The sequence below is a fragment of the Xenorhabdus beddingii genome (assembly GCF_002127545.1).
GTDB classification, from domain to species: Bacteria; Pseudomonadota; Gammaproteobacteria; order Enterobacterales; family Enterobacteriaceae; genus Xenorhabdus; species Xenorhabdus beddingii.
The window spans coordinates 1-18052 of sequence record NZ_MUBK01000025.1; the positions used below are offsets into that span (position 1 = coordinate 1).

Annotated in this window: 20 protein-coding genes and 1 pseudogene; 2 read left to right on the forward strand and 19 right to left on the reverse strand. The window is 43.9% G+C overall.

Going from position 1 to position 18052, the window contains the following annotated elements:
• Positions 1–156: 156 nt before the first annotated feature.
• The 9 genes and pseudogenes from Xbed_RS14080 to Xbed_RS19470 all read right to left on the reverse strand — a co-directional run bounded on the left by Xbed_RS14080 (position 157) and on the right by Xbed_RS19470 (position 4980).
• Positions 157–369, reverse strand: coding sequence for a hypothetical protein (locus Xbed_RS14080; RefSeq protein WP_086113542.1), 213 nt, complete (start codon positions 367–369; stop codon positions 157–159).
• Positions 370–495: 126 nt separating this feature from the next.
• Positions 496–1077, reverse strand: a complete 582-nt coding sequence (locus tag Xbed_RS14085; RefSeq protein ID WP_086113543.1) for a hypothetical protein — start codon at positions 1075–1077, stop codon at positions 496–498.
• A complete protein-coding gene (locus Xbed_RS14090) occupies positions 1077–1307 on the reverse strand; it encodes a hypothetical protein (RefSeq protein ID WP_139837496.1) in 231 nt (76 codons plus the stop codon). Before Xbed_RS14090 ends, Xbed_RS14085 begins: the two co-directional genes overlap by 1 nt.
• Before the next feature lie 10 nt (positions 1308–1317).
• Positions 1318–1689, reverse strand: a complete 372-nt coding sequence (locus Xbed_RS20240) for a phage portal protein (RefSeq protein WP_339373814.1) — start codon at positions 1687–1689, stop codon at positions 1318–1320.
• Between the two features lie 102 nt (positions 1690–1791).
• Positions 1792–3438, reverse strand: a pseudogene (locus Xbed_RS14095) (terminase large subunit); the annotation flags it as partial.
• Positions 3439–3440: 2 nt separating this feature from the next.
• On the reverse strand, positions 3441–3902 hold the full coding sequence (locus tag Xbed_RS14100) for a phage terminase small subunit P27 family (protein WP_086113546.1): 462 nt from the start codon (positions 3900–3902) through the stop codon (positions 3441–3443).
• 229 nt (positions 3903–4131) lie between these two features.
• Complete coding sequence (locus tag Xbed_RS14105) at positions 4132–4338, reverse strand: hypothetical protein (RefSeq protein WP_086113547.1); 207 nt, start codon at positions 4336–4338, stop codon at positions 4132–4134.
• Positions 4335–4685, reverse strand: coding sequence for an HNH endonuclease (locus tag Xbed_RS14110; protein ID WP_086113548.1), 351 nt, complete (start codon positions 4683–4685; stop codon positions 4335–4337). The genes Xbed_RS14105 and Xbed_RS14110 overlap by 4 nt, the downstream gene beginning before the upstream one ends.
• Positions 4686–4689: 4 nt before the next feature.
• Positions 4690–4980, reverse strand: coding sequence for a hypothetical protein (locus Xbed_RS19470; protein WP_139837497.1), 291 nt, complete (start codon positions 4978–4980; stop codon positions 4690–4692).
• A 307-nt stretch (positions 4981–5287) separates the two neighbouring features.
• On the opposite strand from Xbed_RS19470, the gene Xbed_RS14120 reads away from it, so the two are divergent.
• Positions 5288–6040 (forward strand): hypothetical protein, encoded by a 753-nt coding sequence (locus tag Xbed_RS14120; protein ID WP_086113550.1) that lies wholly within the window; start codon positions 5288–5290, stop codon positions 6038–6040.
• A gap of 39 nt (positions 6041–6079) precedes the next feature.
• Here Xbed_RS14120 and Xbed_RS14125 read toward each other — a convergent pair whose 3' ends face one another.
• The 4 genes from Xbed_RS14125 to Xbed_RS19760 all read right to left on the reverse strand — a co-directional run bounded on the left by Xbed_RS14125 (position 6080) and on the right by Xbed_RS19760 (position 8100).
• On the reverse strand, positions 6080–6535 hold the full coding sequence (locus Xbed_RS14125; RefSeq protein ID WP_086113551.1) for a lysis protein: 456 nt from the start codon (positions 6533–6535) through the stop codon (positions 6080–6082).
• Positions 6532–6933 carry a structural protein gene (locus Xbed_RS14130; RefSeq protein WP_086113552.1) on the reverse strand — a complete coding sequence of 134 codons (402 nt, stop codon included), beginning with the start codon at positions 6931–6933 and terminating at the stop codon, positions 6532–6534. The genes Xbed_RS14125 and Xbed_RS14130 overlap by 4 nt, the downstream gene beginning before the upstream one ends.
• On the reverse strand, positions 6930–7253 hold the full coding sequence (locus Xbed_RS14135) for a phage holin, lambda family (protein ID WP_422641365.1): 324 nt from the start codon (positions 7251–7253) through the stop codon (positions 6930–6932). Before Xbed_RS14135 ends, Xbed_RS14130 begins: the two co-directional genes overlap by 4 nt.
• 706 nt (positions 7254–7959) lie before the next feature.
• Positions 7960–8100 carry a hypothetical protein gene (locus Xbed_RS19760; RefSeq protein ID WP_167371921.1) on the reverse strand — a complete coding sequence of 47 codons (141 nt, stop codon included), beginning with the start codon at positions 8098–8100 and terminating at the stop codon, positions 7960–7962.
• Positions 8101–8245: 145 nt separating this feature from the next.
• Here Xbed_RS19760 and Xbed_RS14145 point away from each other — a divergent pair, with 145 nt between their 5' ends.
• A complete protein-coding gene (locus Xbed_RS14145) occupies positions 8246–8440 on the forward strand; it encodes a hypothetical protein (RefSeq protein ID WP_086113554.1) in 195 nt (64 codons plus the stop codon).
• A gap of 349 nt (positions 8441–8789) precedes the next feature.
• On the opposite strand, the gene Xbed_RS14150 is transcribed toward Xbed_RS14145, so the two are convergent.
• The 6 genes from Xbed_RS14150 to Xbed_RS14175 all read right to left on the reverse strand — a co-directional run bounded on the left by Xbed_RS14150 (position 8790) and on the right by Xbed_RS14175 (position 17867).
• A complete protein-coding gene (locus tag Xbed_RS14150; RefSeq protein WP_086113555.1) occupies positions 8790–9263 on the reverse strand; it encodes a hypothetical protein in 474 nt (157 codons plus the stop codon).
• Positions 9264–9416: 153 nt separating this feature from the next.
• Positions 9417–10610 (reverse strand): IS4 family transposase, encoded by a 1194-nt coding sequence (locus Xbed_RS14155; protein ID WP_086113556.1) that lies wholly within the window; start codon positions 10608–10610, stop codon positions 9417–9419.
• Positions 10611–10831: 221 nt separating this feature from the next.
• The gene (locus tag Xbed_RS14160; RefSeq protein WP_086113557.1) at positions 10832–13948 is read right to left on the reverse strand and encodes a type I restriction endonuclease subunit R; all 3117 of its coding nucleotides are present in this window, start codon (positions 13946–13948) and stop codon (positions 10832–10834) included.
• Positions 13949–13973: 25 nt separating this feature from the next.
• Positions 13974–15128, reverse strand: a complete 1155-nt coding sequence (locus tag Xbed_RS14165) for an AAA family ATPase (RefSeq protein WP_086113558.1) — start codon at positions 15126–15128, stop codon at positions 13974–13976.
• 1 nt (position 15129) lies between these two features.
• Positions 15130–16314, reverse strand: coding sequence for a restriction endonuclease subunit S (locus Xbed_RS14170; RefSeq protein WP_086113559.1), 1185 nt, complete (start codon positions 16312–16314; stop codon positions 15130–15132).
• Positions 16311–17867: a type I restriction-modification system subunit M gene (locus Xbed_RS14175; protein WP_086113560.1), complete on the reverse strand. Its 1557-nt coding sequence runs from the start codon at positions 17865–17867 to the stop codon at positions 16311–16313. Before Xbed_RS14175 ends, Xbed_RS14170 begins: the two co-directional genes overlap by 4 nt.
• Positions 17868–18052: the final 185 nt, after the last annotated feature.

An 18052-nucleotide genomic window follows, 5' to 3' on the forward strand; every position in this document is an offset into this window, starting at 1 on the left:
TTAAAAGCCAATGAATAATCACGCTGAGTGCGTTTACTTTCTGATTTCATAACACTCTCCTAAAGAGATGAAGGAAAGTGTCAACTTTATTTAGGACGGGACACTACCAACAAAAAAGCCCCGTAAATGAGGCTATTCACTTGATTGAGATCGTGGCTAAGAGTGGGATACTTCATTCTCTTCTAGCCTCTTTTCTAATGCCCTTGCGTATTCTTCCAAATTACGCAAATCACATTTCGATTTGTTGACATAAACTTCCACTTCCCCTTTGTTGTATTCCTGCAAGTCGCGCACTGATTTGACGGGGTGTTTTTTGCTTCTTGAATGAGTTCCTTCAACCCCTTTTCTGAATACTTGGGGCCCCCTCATACCAATAGCCTTCCTGTGCCATTGCATACGAAGAAGATGAAAACAACAACACAGCAGAGACAAAAAGTGAGGAATATTTCATGCCATTACCTTATCCGTAATAAGTTAAGCTGGTTATCATATCACCTATTTGTAAATGAAAGCAGGCGCATCTTTTTTGTTGCCCCAGTAGATGGCGCGTTCCGCCATCTGTGCCACATACCGGAAAATGCGATCCCCCTGCCGCCGGGCTTGCCATGATTCATCCGTAAATCTATCGGGCAGCCCCATTGACCAGCGCTCAAAACGGTTGGAAATGGTGACACTGACGGCATTTTCATTACCCGCCACCACGTTGATGGTGGAGATCTGCCCCGCGAACAGCACTTCGGCCAAGGTGGGATGACCATTCTCCCCGATGGCGACCATCATGACCCGGGCTTCCCTGCCGCGTCCCCGCTCGTTTAACACGGTTCCCACCAGCCCCCGATCAAAGCCGGTCAGCTTTAAAACCAGTTGGGTTGGGCTGGTGGTCATGCTTTCCGATGCGGCTTCAACTTCCCCCAGATTACCCACGCCAAGATACGTTTCACCCGCAATAACCAAATTCCCGACGCCGGTATGCGCGCAGACAGTCCCGGACACGAAGTCCAGCCGGGCGGCCAGAACCAGATGCGCTCCTTCATTGATGGCCCGCACCATGTCATTAGAAAACGGATGGTAAAACATCAGAATAATGCCTCTTCAAAAGACAGGCTGGAACTGGTGAAAATCCCCGGCTTGCGCTGGAAACTCCCCTGATCGCTGCTGGTCTGCTTAAAAACCCCAAAGGGTCGTTCGGTTTCAATACGATCATGTAATTTCGGTGAATAACGCAACATGGGGGAAAAGGGAATGATGGCCGCGCCCTTGCCATCACTGACGACATTGTCCGTCACCATCTTCAATTCATTGCCCACCGTCAGATAATCACCCCGCCGGATAACCTACGCATTCGCTTTCCAGCCCTCTGTTTTTATAGACCCCGTAGGTATAGCGCCCCCCCGTGTTCAACAGGGTGGTTTCCCACGGCATGCAGGCCTCAATGCTGGACACGTCCCCTTTGCGGTTACGCTTCACCCACGTATAACCATTGCCCCAGCCGAGGACATGGCGCTGTTTCAGCTCCCGCCATTTATAGCTGGTCTGCCAGTCGTTCGGTTCATCGTGCACCAGATAAAACACCGGGTGGTCACGCGCCATCTCCACCGATTTTCCGGTTTTGCGCATCACATGCAGCGGCATTTGCGCCACGGAGGACGAGAGCACATAAATGCAGGCGTAGACGGCGGCCAGTTTCATGGCCGTTTCCGGACTGACATACACGTCGGCACTGAACAGGCCGTCAGGATCAGCCGTTTCTGCTGTCAGCGGGGTACGGGGATTTTCCAGTGAAGCATGGCGAAACAGGGCAACGGGACCGTCTATCTTGGCTTCCGGCGTGGATTTGTTGGGAAAAATGTTGTCGTTCTTGTCCGGTTTGGCGGTGACGTTAGCCATCATCCAGTTCATGACCGGGTGATCGTTGTGATGGAACTTGCCGCTGTAGACCAGCGCCTCAACCTCTTTCATGGCCTCCGACAGGTTGCGCACGGTCTGGGAAACTTCAATCAGGGGTAATCCCTCTTCCGCCAGTGCCAGGCTGAACTGGGTGGCGCTCCACGGGTCAAAGCCGATTTCTTTCAGGTTTTCACCGCTGACCCAGTGTTGCAGCTCTTCCTTTATCTGGCCGTGATCCACCACTTCGCCATCGGTCAGGGTGAGGACGCCCATCTCCCCCCATTTGCGGTACAGCTCCGCCATCTGCCGGGAACAGCGTTCCATCCGGTCTTCCGGCAGCCAGAACTTAAAGTCGGCATGAACATGACCGTTGCTTGCCTGCCACACCTTGACGGCGGCGCAGATGTCAATCTTGTTCGCCAAATCCACCCCGACCCACAGCGGGTAGGTTTTCAGCTCATGCGGCGGGGCAATCGGTTCACAGTCATCCCATTTCAGCATGTCCATCCACGCTGATTCCGCCGTGACCCACAAATTCATGTGCTTGGTGAAGAAGTTATGCCGGGCTGAGACCTGTTCTCTGGCTTTTTTCGCCAGCCGCCGCAGGTCATCCCAGCGCTTGCAGATCCCCAGTCCGGGATTGGCTTTCTGCCAGACGGTTTCATCAAAGGGATCGTCCTCTTTGTCGAGGGTGTAGATAAGACCGAAAAAAGTGTCATCCTCCACCTGACCACGCAGAACCTTGACGGCATAGTCACGCAGCTCGTAACAAATCCCTTCCTTGTTGAAGCCCGCCGTGGTGATGCCGAACAGCAGTGATTGCAGCCGGGCACCCGTGGCAGTTTCCAGTACGTCCCAGACATCGCGGGTCTTGTGGGCGTGCAGCTCATCGACAATGCCGCAATGGATGTTGAGGCCGTCCAGGTTATTGGCGTCACTGGACAGCGGCTCAAATTTGGAGGCCGATTGTTCCTGATATATCGCCAGCTTGTTGAACTCAAACAGCCGTCCCAATGAAGGTCTGGCCTGTTTGATCATGTTCTTCGCATCCTCAAAGACAATGCGCGCCTGATCACGGGTGGTAGCGGCCGAATAAACTTCCGCCCCGCCCTCGCTGTCTGCGCCGGTCATGTACAACCCGATACCGGACGACAGGGTGGATTTGGCGTTCTTGCGTGCCACCTCGTTATAGGCGGTGCGGAAACGGCGCACCATCACCGGCCGCCCGCTGCCGTCATTGCGCAAGACTACCTCGCCGGTGGACTCATCGACCAGCGGACGCACAAAGCCAAACAGGTTAATCAGAATAAAAATATGCCAGTCCATCAGATCAATGGGCTTGCCTGCCAGTGCCCCTTTGACGTGGGGCACGAATTTGTAAAAATTCAGGATATGCCGGGCACGGGGTTCGCTGAAATGGATATCCCGCGCCTCGCCGGTTTTCAGGTCATTGAGGAATCGCTGACAGGCGAGCCTGACCAGTTCCCCGGCGACAATTTCCCCCGCCACAACCCGTTCGGCGTAGCGGATGCCGTCTGATACCTTTGCCATGATTAATCCCTCATGTGTAAAAATTCAGCCAGGGGATCGGCTTTGTCTTCCCCGGCCATGTTGACCTTAGACCGGCTGGAGGGTGACATGCCGAACGCGCCCAGCATGGTGTGGATACGTTTCCATGCATCGGCTTTCATGCCTGCCGCCGGGTGCGCTTTAATTAACCCCTGATCGGTGCGGTAGGTGTAACCTTCTTTCTCCAGTGTGTCACAGTGGGTGCGGTATTCGACGTAGGCTTCAATCAGCAATTCAAGGGCTTTCGCATCCAGGCTAGTCAGCACACCGACCTTATCCAGTTCCCCGGCGATCCGCTCGTGCCAGTACCGGCCTATTTTCCCGAAATGCTTGGGGACAGGGGGGACCCCTTTTTCCGGCATCGGCTCACGGGTGTTAATCGGGCGCTTGGAGGGGTTCCCCCTCACCAAACGCAGGTGGGTCGGGGTTGGCGGTCGTCCTGCCATGTGATTTCTCCTGTAAAACGGCGCGGTTGGGGCACCCCAAAAAAAGGTTTGTATTTCGCGGCGATGTGAAAAGAGGGAAGGCGGCGGTCCTCAGGGGCGAGAGGGGTAGCGATTTGACCCGCCCCCCTTGCGTGACTATGACATGTGTAATGATTTCACATGGAAATTAAAATCACATCAGGGTTAACCTCATCGTCACTATCCCTGTTGATAGGGTTTTAACATGAGACTAATGTTTCTGACCTTGCGCCCACTGACCTTGCCTCTGCTGCTCTGCCCCGATCATACCGAGCGCCAGCAAGGCTTCACCGTGGGGGTAATCCGCGAGCAGCGTTCGAATGACATCAACGCAGTGTGCGTAGTTTTGACGATAGTCATCGGGCAATTCACTGACCAGCCCTTTAAACATGAGCAATGTTTGTTCTTCGTGACTCATCGCAGTCTCTCCGTGGCGGTCTTGCGCCTGTGGCAAGACCAGCATAATAATTCCAAGTTGGACAGTTCATCCGTGCCGCCATGGGCCTTGGGGTTGATGTGGTCAACGGTCACCCCGGTTACGGCGCGCCCTTCGCGTAAGCATTGCTGGCACAGGTGTTTGTCCCGTTGCTTGACTCTGGCCCTGAGTTTATCCCACTTGCTGCCGTAACCGCGTTGATGCCGGCTCTGGCCTTGCTGGTGAGATTGCCAGCCGGTGTGCAGGTGATCAGGACAGTAGCCGCTGCGGTCAGTGGTGGTCTTGGGACAGCCTGACTGACGGCAGGCTCTGGGGATACGCGGTGGCATGATGTCACCACTTCGAGAACAGGCCGCCTCGCCCACTCTCGCGGCTGACGAACTGTCTTATTTCTTCACGGACTATCTGGCGGAGGTGATCGTCACTGGTGATCCCCGCATCCACTGACAGTGTCATGCCTGCATCGTAGGTCTTTGTTTTCGGTTTGAATGCATTGTGAATGACGAGATACTGGGGCGCATCCCCTACAGTCATCTTAAGTTTTCCATCCTTACCGTAACATGCCATATATCCAGCAGCCGTTATTGAAGCACTGCCATCTTCATTAATACGAATTATCATCATTGTTTTTGCCTCATTTAGCATATTCAACTGATTGGGTTGATATAACCCCGACAAATGTTGAACTAGGGTGATATAAAATTCTGGGAAAACGTTCAGAAAGCCACTTATTATCCAATATCCGATAATCGGACATTGCTGCTCTGTATGGCGATCACCACTCAATGAATGATGATGGCAATACAGGCCGTCTCTCCGGCTGTCACACCACTTCGTCTGCCTACAGCGAGATGTTGCTGATAATGATCCGTTCTATCCGGTGGCATGGGTTATTTTTGATTCTGTCTGTACGCTCGATGTGAAAGGAAACATGTCATGGCTCATACAGGCAGACGGCGATAACCCGGCGCAAATAAAAATGCCACCAATCCGTGTGCGTTGGGTACGCGGCAGGAACGGAGTGGCAGCATGGGTTATCCATATTCCTTTAGCCATTCAAGGGAATGGGCAAAGAAATATTGCCTTTATTTTCAGAGTGGTACTAATTGTTCAGTATTATTCGCTTGTTATTTGTTTCGAAGGGGTTTATGTGTTGTTGCAAATAGGTTTCTTTTTGGAGGTGGTTATGTCCGAACGACACCAAGATATTTATAATGAACTAAGACAATTTATCAGACCTGTCCTACAATATGGTGTTAGATCTCTAGCGATAACAGGGTATGCGCAGCATAATATGACTCTCACAGTTCTTGTCGCCTATCGTCTTCGTAATGTGGTGGCAGAAAGGACAATAAGTAGTTATATCAATCATTTAGGTTTTTATGCGACCCAAAGCAGAATAGAAAATAGGGCTGATACCTATACCTTGGCTCACCATGCTTTCAATATAACTCCACTCAGCTACGAGCAGGATATACTTCCACCTATAGTTAGGGGTGAATTCGTCAATTTTGATCAGGTCGTAGCACACTTATTTCGACATCGAGTCCAGCAAAATCGACCAATTGTTCATAACCAAGTAAATGCTTGGGTAGCTCATGTTCGGAACCACCCAACTGCCAACACCGACAACGAACAAGATATATTGGATTGTGTTATGGGGGGGATCCCCCCTCGACGATAATCACCACCAAAACACCCTCAGCCCCTGAGTCCTAGGGGCTTACCGGCACTGCGTCCTAACATACTCCTGTAACCCCAAAATCATTTGTTCAGAGGTGGCAATGCGTTCTCTGAGTAGCCAATAATTTCTGATAGCGGAGTCTGTAGGTCGGGCGGGGGTTGCATCATCCATGCCGGAGGGGGCAGTGGTTTTAGGCACGGGACACTTGGCTTTGACATACACCCGCTCAGGGTGAGCAAGAGAAGCAGTGTGAAGCTCATCGATTTTACTCTTGGCATTGGCGAGTACCTGTAAGTGCTTTGCATCCTGTTCTGCAAGGTGTTTGATCCGCTCTTGCTGGGTGGTGTTGATGGCGATTTGTTCAGATAGGGATTGACTGAGTTCGGCTTTATTCCTCTTCAATTCTGCTATCTTGTCACTTTGCAACTGGAGAGCAAAAGCCATACCACCGAACAATATCAAGGCGACTGGAAAGATAAATTTTTCCAGCTTCATAGCAACTCAAACGCTTTCTCAAACGTCGCCTCGGAATACGGTTGCTTACCGTTCTCGTGCCGGATAATGGATTTAGCCAATGCAATCAAGGTGGCTTTATCCACACGGATAACATGATGGGGATCGACACTCAGTGCCTTAGCAACACCCTTGATATAAGACGATGTGTTGTTTTCATTAGTCGGTGCCCAACGGTCTATCATCTTCGCCACGGTCTGATAACCATTCTTGTGGTAGTTGGACAGCAACTTCATCAGTGCCCGAATACCATACTCAGGGGATTCAAACCGACAGAACCGCTTCTCAATCTTTGGGTCATGCTTTAACTGACCTTGCCACTTATTGGCAGGGTTGTGATCAATATTGCCGGGGTTGTTATTACGAATGCCTCTGCTCATTCTTTACCTCCCAAACGCTTATTGATGGCGCGGATAGCAAATCCCCGTATCTTTTCAACACCAATAAAACCAATAGCGCCACCGATAGCCGGTGCAAAGCTACCGGGAATGCCGAACATTTCCAGACCGCTGGAAGCACACCATGACAAGGCACCACACAATAACGCCTCTACCCATCGGTTCTTCCGTTCTACACCGTCGTAAATCAGGCGACCGTAACAAATGGCAATTGCCAAAGCGGAGCCGGATATCTGCGGCCACGAGTTTCTCAGGCCGTTCAATAAATCGGCCCACAAATCAGGGTTTTCTTTCATCTTCATAATCCACCCCATCTGAACAATGGGCGTCCGTGGGGTGAGCTATGTTCGCCCCTGTGAGTTAGTTAAAGAAGGTAAGCTAAATTTTGCGCTGAAATTAAGTGATATCAGCTTTAGTGGTAATCACGGAACGCTTATCAAAAACTTTAATGTGTGCGGGAATATCCATTTTATTACCTATGCATAACTTAAGAATTCCCTTGTTGTTGTAATGGCCTACAGTTCCATTAAAAGTTACAGATACTCCCGTATCTGATAGTGTTAATATCATAAATTTTGGACAATTTATCATAACAATTCCTGATGGAGACTCTTCATGAACCCACAAATATTTGTAGATCGGATAGGGGAACTTAATTTTCCAGAGCTTACATTACAGGCCGCATTTAGATAAGTACCGGTTAGATTATCCAACAGACAAACGCTCTGACGAGATGTCTGTTAACATTATGAGCGAGGATGGTTCCATAAAGAATTCTTATTCTTTTATTGACTCTGATACTCCCAATGAAATCAAACTGTTTACTTGCTTTATGATGCTAAAAACAAAGATTTTTCTTACTATTGGAAAAATTCACAGTGAACAACAAAATCCTCTATCATGGAAATATTGAATAATTAATCGCAATTAGCCCTTAAGCATACAATAAATACCTTGCTACTTGCTCAATCGACTAACGATTAATCATATGCAAAATACATAAAGAAATCATCTTGCTAGCATGAGTCTAATTTCATCAATCGCTACTTGATGGATGGCATGATAATGACTAACAGCTCCTTGCAGTTCAGTGAGCTGTTTTTCCAACTCAATAACCTTTTGTTCCAGTTCTTCAATACGTTTTTCCATCATTCACCTCGTTAGTGAGTTAATAGGGTGCCGATATGGGGATTACCATATCTAATGAACCTCAAATAGTTAGGATTCAGTTGTTCGGAATAACCGAATATGTGAAACTCATGCTAGATTTTAACATTTAATATAAAGGATTTTTATGCAACAGAACGATAAAAACCCACTCAAACAAAAGTCATTTAAATTCATTCTTGCCGGTGTGATATTACTTTTTATGGCGGGTATTAGATTTATTCAATATGATGATTTTTTACTGGGTACTGTCGAAAGCTTATTGGCTATTGGGCTTGTTCTCTTTGGGCTTAAATTGAAAAAAGGCGAAAATAAAAAGTAGACTACTAGGTTCCCTCGAATTTGGGGGAATTAAAATCCATCGAATTCATCGCACCATTCGAATTCATCTTTCATGGGGTGATCTCTTTTTCTCTGAAAATAAAATTAACTAATTGATTTACATAGCGTAGAGGGATGTCAGTATGTTGACCGAATCACCCAAGATAACACCTAATATGTTAATTTAACTACGATATTGGTGTTGACCGACCCCGTTCGGTTATCAGCGCTGAGTTGACTACGGGTAGAAATGAAAAAGCCCCGCGAGTGCGAGGCTTGGAATTATTCCCATATTGGGGTTTTGAACTTGTCGTACTCACCAGCAGGCTGCAAGTAACAGCAGACAACCATTAAAATTGTGGATAAAAATATTTTATCTGATTGAGTGGTGGGTTTTTTTCGAGAAAACACTGCGTGGGGTTAATATTATTCGGTTGAAATTCGATTCTTATGTTCCCTTGTGGTGCAAAAACAGGCATCCCGCACCTGTTCGCTACAATCTGAGGATGACGTCTCATTCCAACCCGATCTATTGCCAGAAAAATACAATTAACGTTCACTTGATTCAACAAAGTGAATACACCCTGAGCCAGATCTTGTTCAGTAATATCATCGCATAGAAAATCATTTGTTGGTTGTGGACTTGTACGATAACCAACATCGATAAAAACGAATACACGCCGTATCAATTGGTAATGAGTATTATCCACCAGATAGCCAATGGTCGAGCCAGCAATATAACGCAGCCACCCTAAGTTTCTTCTTCTGTGCTGAGCATAATGTAACATTATTTCATGATACGGAAGAGCTATATTCCCCGGCATTTTTCTTCCCTCATTCAGAGTCAAACCCATCTACCTTGATACACCCAAGAGCAAGAAAAATCCAGTTTAAAGAGGTGATATTTTCCGATGTTATCATTAACCCAAGAAAGCAAAAACCCCGCCGAAGCGCTGAGGGATCCCCACAAATCAGCGCTAGTAAATCAAAACCATATTTTGGTAGATTTTGGCGAGGTATTTGAGTGTCTTATTAAGTACGATTTCAAATAATATTAGCGGCGAATGACGTAATACCTTCTTCGCTAATGTCAGATGAGAGATGACTCTCCTTGATTTAATACTATTTGACTGATAATTAAGATGTATTCCTTTATTTTCAGCATAAAAAACAATCAACCAAAGTACAATCGAACTCAGTGTTGCAAGAAAACTCAATACCGATAAGCGACCAGCGCCGTGGCTATAACTAACCCTCAGCCCAAACCCAAAACGTTTGCTCTTTTCATCTCTGAAATTTTGCTCTATTTGCATTCTCCTGCTGTAAAGTTTCATAACCTGACGAGGCTTAAAATCATCCATGCTAGTAAAAATAAGCCAAGGTTCCATCGCTGCCGAACACCCATCTTTCACCTGAGATTTTCGCACCATTCGATATCGTGATTTTTTGAATTTTCTACCTTTATTGGCTCTTTTATGAAGGTAAAAATAACCATCACAACGTGCATATTCCGCTTTTGATAGTGTACCAAGCCCTAAAAATTGGGGTGTTGTCATCGCTTTTAACGCTTGCCGTTTAAACCAATGCTCACCGTATTTCTCAAGCCTTAGTTGAGTATTTCCTCGAATGCGTCCGACAAAATCCCAACCGGGCGTTTTTATATGTTTGAACCAGGCATTTTGAAAGCCTGCATCCGTAACAATAATAACTCTGGCTTTAGGGTTAACAGCGCGTGCTAATGTGTCAAGAAATGCGTTTTGTATCTTTACATTTTGTTGTTCACATGACGGAACTATTTGACTTAACAAAGGGATTGAGCGCCCATCACAAATTAAACCAGCGCGGAGCACATGATGTTCTTGTGAGGGATATCCACTCCAATCAACAGCAATGACACACAATGAGAGTGATTCAGTCAGCATGGCAATAATATTACGAAAGATATCAGGAACATCCCTATGGAGAGCGTTATTACCGAGTAGTCGGTCAACGCGTTTAATTTTATGTTTGACGTGAGCGCTTCCTGGTAAAAAACGTCCAATACTGGTGAGTGTAAGAGAAGCTCCATTAATCAAAGCGACAGTGGCATCGATTAATGCATTCTGACGATATTGATGAAACGGTGCTAAAGCATCTTCAAAGAAGTTATGACATATTTCACGTGCAGGCATAGCGGTGACCTTATTGACTTGGTGGAACAATCAGTAGATCACACAACGCTATGCCTGTCTATTTTCTGGGGATTCCTCAGCGCATAGCGGGTGGTTTCATGTTTAAGAAGCATATGCTTCTTAAACTGGATGAAGCCATAATTGAAACCATCTAGACCCTGTACATAAGTTTTCATAATAGAGAGAGTCTCTGTATGCGATGTTTCCTTAGTAGCTTACATCTATATTTTCCCACCTACACCTTTAAACTTCTCAACAAATGCAGAAATCTTCTGGAAAACAGTCTGCTTTTTCGTTCTATATTCCGGGTTAAGTGGACTTAACTTAGGTAGAGTGGAATTGAGCTCTGTGCCGTTTTCACTTGCATATTCTCGTTTTAATGATGCTGTAATATAGCGCTTAGCCGCATCTTCATTTAATTTCTCCGAGCTAATTAACTCTTCTGCTTCACGTTTTTGTTCAGCTTGAGCAAATTTGAAAAATTCATCAATAATACTGGCCTTGTCGATAATTTCGTCTAAGTTAGTTTGATTAATGAAATCAACAATTAAACTTTCTTTTGCTCGATTGCCAAGGCTGGAACGAATTAAACGGCGAACTTCATCAATTAATTCTGCCTTATTTTTATTCTTTTTATTGTTTTCAAAAATCAACTCAAGAATGTAATCTAAATTAATTTCCTGCGATTTGAGCAAGTCCACTTCAAAGACGACATCATCCCAGTCAATAGTAGATTTATCTTTCTCGTTAGACGACTTTTCACGGCGTAACCAATCACGCGTATCATTATAGGTTGAGCGATAATCTTGAATAGCACGCTCGGTTGGCATCTCAATCGCTTGCATCGCGGCGATATCTTCATCACTCAGGTAGTATTTAGCTTTAAATGCCTCAACAGCTTCTGGATTACTAATATCTACATGTTGTAGAGCCTTTAATCCTGCAAATTCATCATAGTTTTGCAGTACATTCTCCGCACGCAAATATTCACCAAATAGTTTGGCAAAATCCTTTTTATCTTGCTCTTTAACAATATCATCAGGATTAGGAAAGCGTCTTTGTAGCTCTGTCACTACCTCTAAAAATCCGCGACGTGCTTCGCCGGTGACTAAATCAGTAAAGCCTTCCATGTATTCTTTATAGCTTTTTTCCAGCACCACGTTTTTAGTGTTTTTATCACCAAACAAAGTGATAGCGTCAACTGTAGCTTGTTCTAAATCACGGAAGGTGACGATATTGCCAAAGGTCTTCGTGGCGTCATAAATACGGTTAGTGCGTGAAAAAGCTTGCATTAGACCGTGGTAACGCAGATTTTTATCGACAAATAAAGTATTCAATGTCGGCGCATCAAATCCTGTTAAGAACATGCCAACAACAATCAGTAAATCGACTTCTTGATTTTTCACCCGCAGAGCAAGGTCTTTATAGTAGTTTTGGAAACCTTTACTATCTACACCAAAATTCATTTTGAACGCTGCATTATAATCATCAATGGCCGCGCTTAAAAATTCTTTGGCGCTGCTGTCCATTGAGGTGAGCTCAAAACTTTCATCAATAAGCTCACCAATAGCATCTTGCTCTTCATTAGCGGCGAAAGAGAAGATAGTGGCGACATTAAGCGGTTTTTTATTTGCTTTATTTTCTTTAGTCTCTTTTTGTAAATGCTTGAACGCTTCATAATAAGCTTTGGCGGCATCCACGCTACTGACAGCAAACATGGCATTAAACCCCTTGCCACCGGCTTGGAGACGATGTGTTTTTTGCCTGAAGTTATTTAAAATATACTGGGAAATTGCACGAATACGAACAGGATGTAAAAAAGCTTGCTTGTTTTCTGCCGCTGTTAACTTTTTCTCGTCTTGTTCGGTTTCAATGGACTTAAACTGTGGTCTTACATCGTTATAATCAACTTTAAACTTCAACACTTTTTCATCACGAATGGCATCGGTAATCACATACGAATGTAATTCTCGGCCAAATACACTACTGGTGGTATCTGCGCCTAAAGCATTTTGCGGGAAAATTGGCGTGCCCGTAAAACCAAATTGATAATACTTTTTAAATTTCTTCTTTAGGTTTTTTTGTGCTTCACCAAACTGGCTGCGGTGTGCTTCGTCAAAAATAAACACGACTTGCTTATTGTATATTGGTAAATCGCTTTCACTTTTTATTAAGTTATTAAATTTTTGAATGGTAGTAACAATAATTTTATTGTCATCTTTTTCAATATTCCGTTTTAGCCCTGCGGTACTCTCCGAACCATTAACGCTGTCAGGCGAAAAACGTTGATATTCTTTCATGGTCTGGTAATCCAGATCTTTACGATCGACCACAAAAAACACCTTATCGATAAAATCCAACTCAGTAGCCAAACGCGCCGCTTTGAAACTAGTTAAGGTTTTTCCCGACCCCGTGGTATGCCAAATGTAGCCACCACTTTCAGTATTACTCCAATTTTTAGCCTGATACGCACTTTTAATTTTCCACAAAATACGTTCAGTAGCCGCTATTTGATAGGGGCGCATCACTAATAAAGTATTGCTAACATCAAATACAGAATAATGAATTAACACATTCAGCAAAGTATTTTTCTGAAAAAATGTGGCTGTAAAATCCTTCAACTCTTTAATCAGCGTATTATCAGATCTGGCCCAATTCATGGTGAAATCAAAACTGTTTTTATCACGCTTGGTCGTATTGGCAAAATAGCGCGTGTCTGTACCGTTTGAAATCACAAAAAGCTGTAAGTATTTAAACAGAGAGTTTTCTGTATTAAAGCTTTCTTTACTGTAACGGTGCACTTGGTTAAAGGCCTCACGGATAGCAACTCCGCGCTTTTTAAGCTCAATTTGTACCAATGGCAAACCATTAACCAAAATGGTCACATCGTATCGATTCGCTTGCACCCCTGTTTGCTTGAATTGCTTAATGATTTGTACTTTATTACGGGCAATGTTTTTCTTATCCACGAGATAGATGTTCTCGATATGCCCATCATCAAAAACAAAGTCGTAGATATAATCGTTATGAATTTTACGCGTTTTGTCTATGCTGCTATCGTTGGGCTTATCTAAGTATTGCTCAACAAAGCGTTGCCACTCACTTTCTAAAAAATTAACATTATTCAGGATCTGCAATTGCGCCTGCACATTAGCCAACATTGTTTGGGGCGTGTTTAAGCCGGTAACATATTCATAACCTTGGCTGACTAAATCGTCGATCAATTCCCGTTCTAAATCATCTTCGCTTTGGTAGGTTTCATTTAGCTGTAATTCCTTAATGTATTTATCAAGTACGATAAAGTTTTTTGATTCAGCAACCGTTTTGTATTCGTACATACTTCACCTATAAATTTGGTTAACGCTAGTCTTCTGCCTGTTGGAAGCGGTACATAGTATTAATTTCATTAACCAGATAGCGCAAAACACGCTTGTCATCTTCCGTAAGCTCAGCGACCTCTTCACCTGCATGTTTTGAATGACTGGAGATATTAATAATCCTGGCTTCATAAGGATTAGGTCTGCCATCATCGGTTTTTGGCAATAAATCACCCCACTTTTTATAGCCAAGAAAAGTAGAGGTTTTTTCTAATATATTTCTTAAAAAGTTGAAGTGATACTTGCTTAATTGACCGCTTTCGATGGCTTTTTCGAGTTCTGACTTCAGATAAAGATGATATGAAAATGGTGAATCATTAGGTTGGATTGCTAGCTGATATGTACTGTCTTCATGTTTTGTCAGCCTGTATTTCTCAAACCATTTCTTTTTATAGCTTTTATCATCACTGTTTAGCTCATTGTGTAGCACGTTATAGAAAAGAGGGTTATGCGTCGTGATGATGAATTTAACGCTAGACTCGTTAGATTTAATAAGTTGAGCAAGATGTACTGCCAACTCAATCAAATGGTTTTCATCTAACGAGCTCACAGGATCATCAATAAAGACGTATTGTAAATGATTAAACTGATCTGTTTCTCGCTCACTGGGTTCTGCAACATTCAACACGCTTATTACTTGCTCAATCAGTGTGTAAAACATACTCCAGATAAAGTTGCTTTCTTCGCCTTTTGATATTTTAACATTTTCAGTTAGTGCTTCATTGCCACGTTCGAAAGAAAATGTAACCTCCGAACCATTTTCACTAAAATGTGGAGTTAATTTTTCATCCGTATAGCGTTGAAAGTTAGCAATGATATTCCGATCTTGCCCCTGATCTTTCAGCACCCAATCTGTAAATGAATTCGGCTGGATTTTGAGTTTAGGCTCGGTATTCTCAGATAAATCGTTATCCCAGTAAAACAAGTCCTCGGTAAAGGCGTTGTAATACAAAAAATTAGTACGCGTCAATGATAGTTCTTCATTGTTGCTACTTTCATCATTATCATTTTTAGGAGCAACAAGCTGTTTAAATTCCCGCGAAAGCCGGGTTTTACCCGTACCATTAAAGGCATAGATCAGTTGTACTTTTTTGTTGGTATCTTTTAGCTGCTGGGCTATTTCCGTTAGCGTTTTGCTCATATTATGCTTCTACCTCTGGTTTGGGGAAACTCAATAGCAGATCGCGATAATATTCGTATTGTTTTTGACGCAATTCAATTTCACGCGGCAAACCTTCACTGATGGAGCTGGTTAAGGTGTCGAATTTATCTAGGATGCCGACAAGACGATTCTGTTCTTCAATGGATGGAACTGGGATAGATATTTTTGCAAACCCATTAATCAACAATGTGTTGACTTTGGTTCGAGCAACATATTTTGCTTTCTCAGCAATAAATGGAGTTGTTTGCATACAATAGGAAACAAATTTCGGATTCATCGCATGACGGAAAGCATAACAGTGATCATGAATAGCTACTTTTTCATTTCCGATCCACGCAACAGCTTTGCCTACATCCTCAACTGTTTCTCCAACATCGGTTATCACAACGTCCCCCGGCTCTGCATAGCGTAAAGTCGTTGCCATTTCAGGGCTAACTTTTGAAAGCGCATGACTGGTTGATACACCATACTGTGTATAAATTTCACCGTAGTGGATAACGCTTATACCGTGTTCCACATAATCAGCTTTAGTAAAACGTTTGCCACGAATAAATTCACCAATTTCCCCCAAAGTCTTCCACTCCACCTCACCTTCTTCAAAACTTAACAACTGGTCGCGATAATAGTTGTACTGTTTTTTGCGTGCGGTAAGTTCAGCGGTAAGCTCAGCGGTAAGCTCGGTAAAGGTGTCCAAAATGCGGACGATTTCGGTTTGAATGTCGAGGGGTGGGATGGGGATTTTCTTGTTTGAAAAATTGCTAATCCATTGACGTTTGTGATCACCGTCAACTAATTCACTAGGCAATGTATTCAACCAATAATAAATGTATTTAGATAGGGACTTAAACTCATCTGCTGATGAAATCATTTTCATTGCTGATGATTTGGCTTTAAAATCAAAATCAACCCACTTATTTGCCGTTGTAAAATCATCAAAAATAATAACAGGAGTTTCTGACGCTTTATAAATACCATCCGTTTCATCTGTATATCCAAGGATAAAAGTCTTACCTGCTGTTAATACTGGAATTTCAAAGTCGTCACTGTAGTTAGTTGATTTAACAAGATATTTGGCCGGTTGTTCATATTTCGTTACCATACCCAAGGCCATCCATTCCACCTCAACGCCATCAAGCAGTTTTTCCATAAAGCTCATGTTGCTCATGCCTTATTCTCCGTGCCTTCAATCTCAGCAACAATGGCATCAATATCTGCCCGCAGCTGGTCGATTTTTTTGACGGTAGTCTTTAGTTCAGCATTGAGTTTTGTAATATCAATCTCTTCACGATTGTTTTTGGCTTCTACATAACTACTCACCGACAGATTGTAATCGTTAGCGGCGATGGCTTCAAAACTGACTGATTTTGCCAAATGTTCAATATCAGCTTTGCTATCAAACACCTGCATAATTTGTTCGATATGATTATCGGTAAGTATGTTGTTATTGGTTTCTTTTTTAAACAGAGTGCTTGCATCAATAAACTGAGTAGTGGTGTCGGTTTTGTGTTTAGACAGCACAAGAATGTTTACAGCAATGGTTGTGCCAAAAAACAGATTGGGTGCTAATGAGATCACGGTTTCAACATAGTTGTTATCTACCAGATATTGGCGGATCTTTTGCTCAGCTCCACCGCGGTAAAAAATACCCGGGAAGCAAACAATCGCTGCGCGGCCTTTGCTGGATAAGTAACTCAATGCGTGCAGTACAAAGGCAAAGTCGGCTTTAGACTTTGGCGCTAATACACCAGCGGGAGCAAAACGTTCATCGTTGATTAGCGTTGGATCATCGCTGCCAATCCATTTCACCGAATACGGTGGATTAGAGACGATGGCATCGAACGGTTTGTCATCACCAAAATGCGGTTCGGTTAAGGTGTTACCCAACATAATATTAAACTTGTCGTAGTTAATGTTGTGCAAAAACATATTCATACGCGCAAGGTTATAGGTGGTATGGTTAATCTCCTGACCAAAGAAACCGTCTTCAATAATGTGGGCATCGAAGTGTTTTTTGGCTTGTAACAGCAGTGAGCCCGAACCAGCGGCTGGATCATATATTTTATTCACGCTGGTTTGCCCGTGTATGGCGAGCTGAGCGATTAGCCTGGACACGTGTTGTGGTGTAAAAAATTCACCGCCTGATTTACCTGCATTAGCAGCGTAATTGGAGATTAAAAACTCGTAAGCATCACCAAATAGATCAATCTTGTTATTTTCAAACTGACCAAATTGAAGCCCTGCCACACCTTTTAATACAGCGGCTAAGCGGGTGTTTTTGTCTTTAACGGTATTACCTAAACGGTTACTGGTGGTGTCAAAATCGGCAAAAAGCCCCTTAATCTCGGCTTCAGATGGGTAGCCGCTGGCTGAGCTTTCAATAGCGACAAAAATTGAATTTAAGTCTTTGTTTAAATTATCATTTTTATTAGCATTTGCGGCAATATTAGTAAACAGCTGGCTTGGGTAAATAAAATAGCCTTTAGTTTTAATGGCATCATCTTTAATATCGTCAGTGATAACATCATCTGAAAGCTCAGCATAGTTGATACTCTCATCACCGCCTTCAATATAGTTTGCAAAGTTTTCACTTATAAAGCGATAAAACAGCGTACCTAATACATACTGTTTGAAATCCCAGCCATCAACTGAACCTCTCACATCATTGGCAATTTGCCAGATTTGACGCTGTAGTTCGGCGCGTTGTTGGGTACTTGTCATTGTGAAACTCCACTTTTAATTCGTTTTTGAATGGCCTTGGCCCATAATCAGCCCAGTATTATACCGAGTAAAGGTGTTCTAATCATTTTGAATCTGTTGTGATCAAGGACTTCCGGACACATTTTAGTCCTCTTTCCACGCCTTTCGTATTAAAAGGGAGAAATTCCCCCATTAAAGCTATGGCA

Coding starts and splice junctions, on each gene's coding strand:
- Xbed_RS14155 (WP_086113556.1), bottom strand. CDS start 10,610: ATGCCTGCACGTGAAATATGTCATAACTTCTTTGAAGATGCTTTAGCA.
- Xbed_RS14145 (WP_086113554.1), top strand. CDS start 8,246: ATGCAACAGAACGATAAAAACCCACTCAAACAAAAGTCATTTAAATTC.
- Xbed_RS14085 (WP_086113543.1), bottom strand. CDS start 1,077: ATGTTTTACCATCCGTTTTCTAATGACATGGTGCGGGCCATCAATGAA.
- Xbed_RS14135 (WP_422641365.1), bottom strand. CDS start 7,253: ATGAAGATGAAAGAAAACCCTGATTTGTGGGCCGATTTATTGAACGGC.
- Xbed_RS14130 (WP_086113552.1), bottom strand. CDS start 6,933: ATGAGCAGAGGCATTCGTAATAACAACCCCGGCAATATTGATCACAAC.
- Xbed_RS14100 (WP_086113546.1), bottom strand. CDS start 3,902: ATGGCAGGACGACCGCCAACCCCGACCCACCTGCGTTTGGTGAGGGGG.
- Xbed_RS20240 (WP_339373814.1), bottom strand. CDS start 1,689: ATGAAACTGGCCGCCGTCTACGCCTGCATTTATGTGCTCTCGTCCTCC.
- Xbed_RS14105 (WP_086113547.1), bottom strand. CDS start 4,338: ATGAGTCACGAAGAACAAACATTGCTCATGTTTAAAGGGCTGGTCAGT.
- Xbed_RS14120 (WP_086113550.1), top strand. CDS start 5,288: ATGTCATGGCTCATACAGGCAGACGGCGATAACCCGGCGCAAATAAAA.
- Xbed_RS14125 (WP_086113551.1), bottom strand. CDS start 6,535: ATGAAGCTGGAAAAATTTATCTTTCCAGTCGCCTTGATATTGTTCGGT.
- Xbed_RS19760 (WP_167371921.1), bottom strand. CDS start 8,100: ATGGAAAAACGTATTGAAGAACTGGAACAAAAGGTTATTGAGTTGGAA.
- Xbed_RS14160 (WP_086113557.1), bottom strand. CDS start 13,948: ATGTACGAATACAAAACGGTTGCTGAATCAAAAAACTTTATCGTACTT.
- Xbed_RS14080 (WP_086113542.1), bottom strand. CDS start 369: ATGAGGGGGCCCCAAGTATTCAGAAAAGGGGTTGAAGGAACTCATTCA.
- Xbed_RS19470 (WP_139837497.1), bottom strand. CDS start 4,980: ATGATGATAATTCGTATTAATGAAGATGGCAGTGCTTCAATAACGGCT.
- Xbed_RS14170 (WP_086113559.1), bottom strand. CDS start 16,314: ATGAGCAACATGAGCTTTATGGAAAAACTGCTTGATGGCGTTGAGGTG.
- Xbed_RS14150 (WP_086113555.1), bottom strand. CDS start 9,263: ATGCCGGGGAATATAGCTCTTCCGTATCATGAAATAATGTTACATTAT.
- Xbed_RS14165 (WP_086113558.1), bottom strand. CDS start 15,128: ATGAGCAAAACGCTAACGGAAATAGCCCAGCAGCTAAAAGATACCAAC.
- Xbed_RS14110 (WP_086113548.1), bottom strand. CDS start 4,685: ATGCCACCGCGTATCCCCAGAGCCTGCCGTCAGTCAGGCTGTCCCAAG.
- Xbed_RS14175 (WP_086113560.1), bottom strand. CDS start 17,867: ATGACAAGTACCCAACAACGCGCCGAACTACAGCGTCAAATCTGGCAA.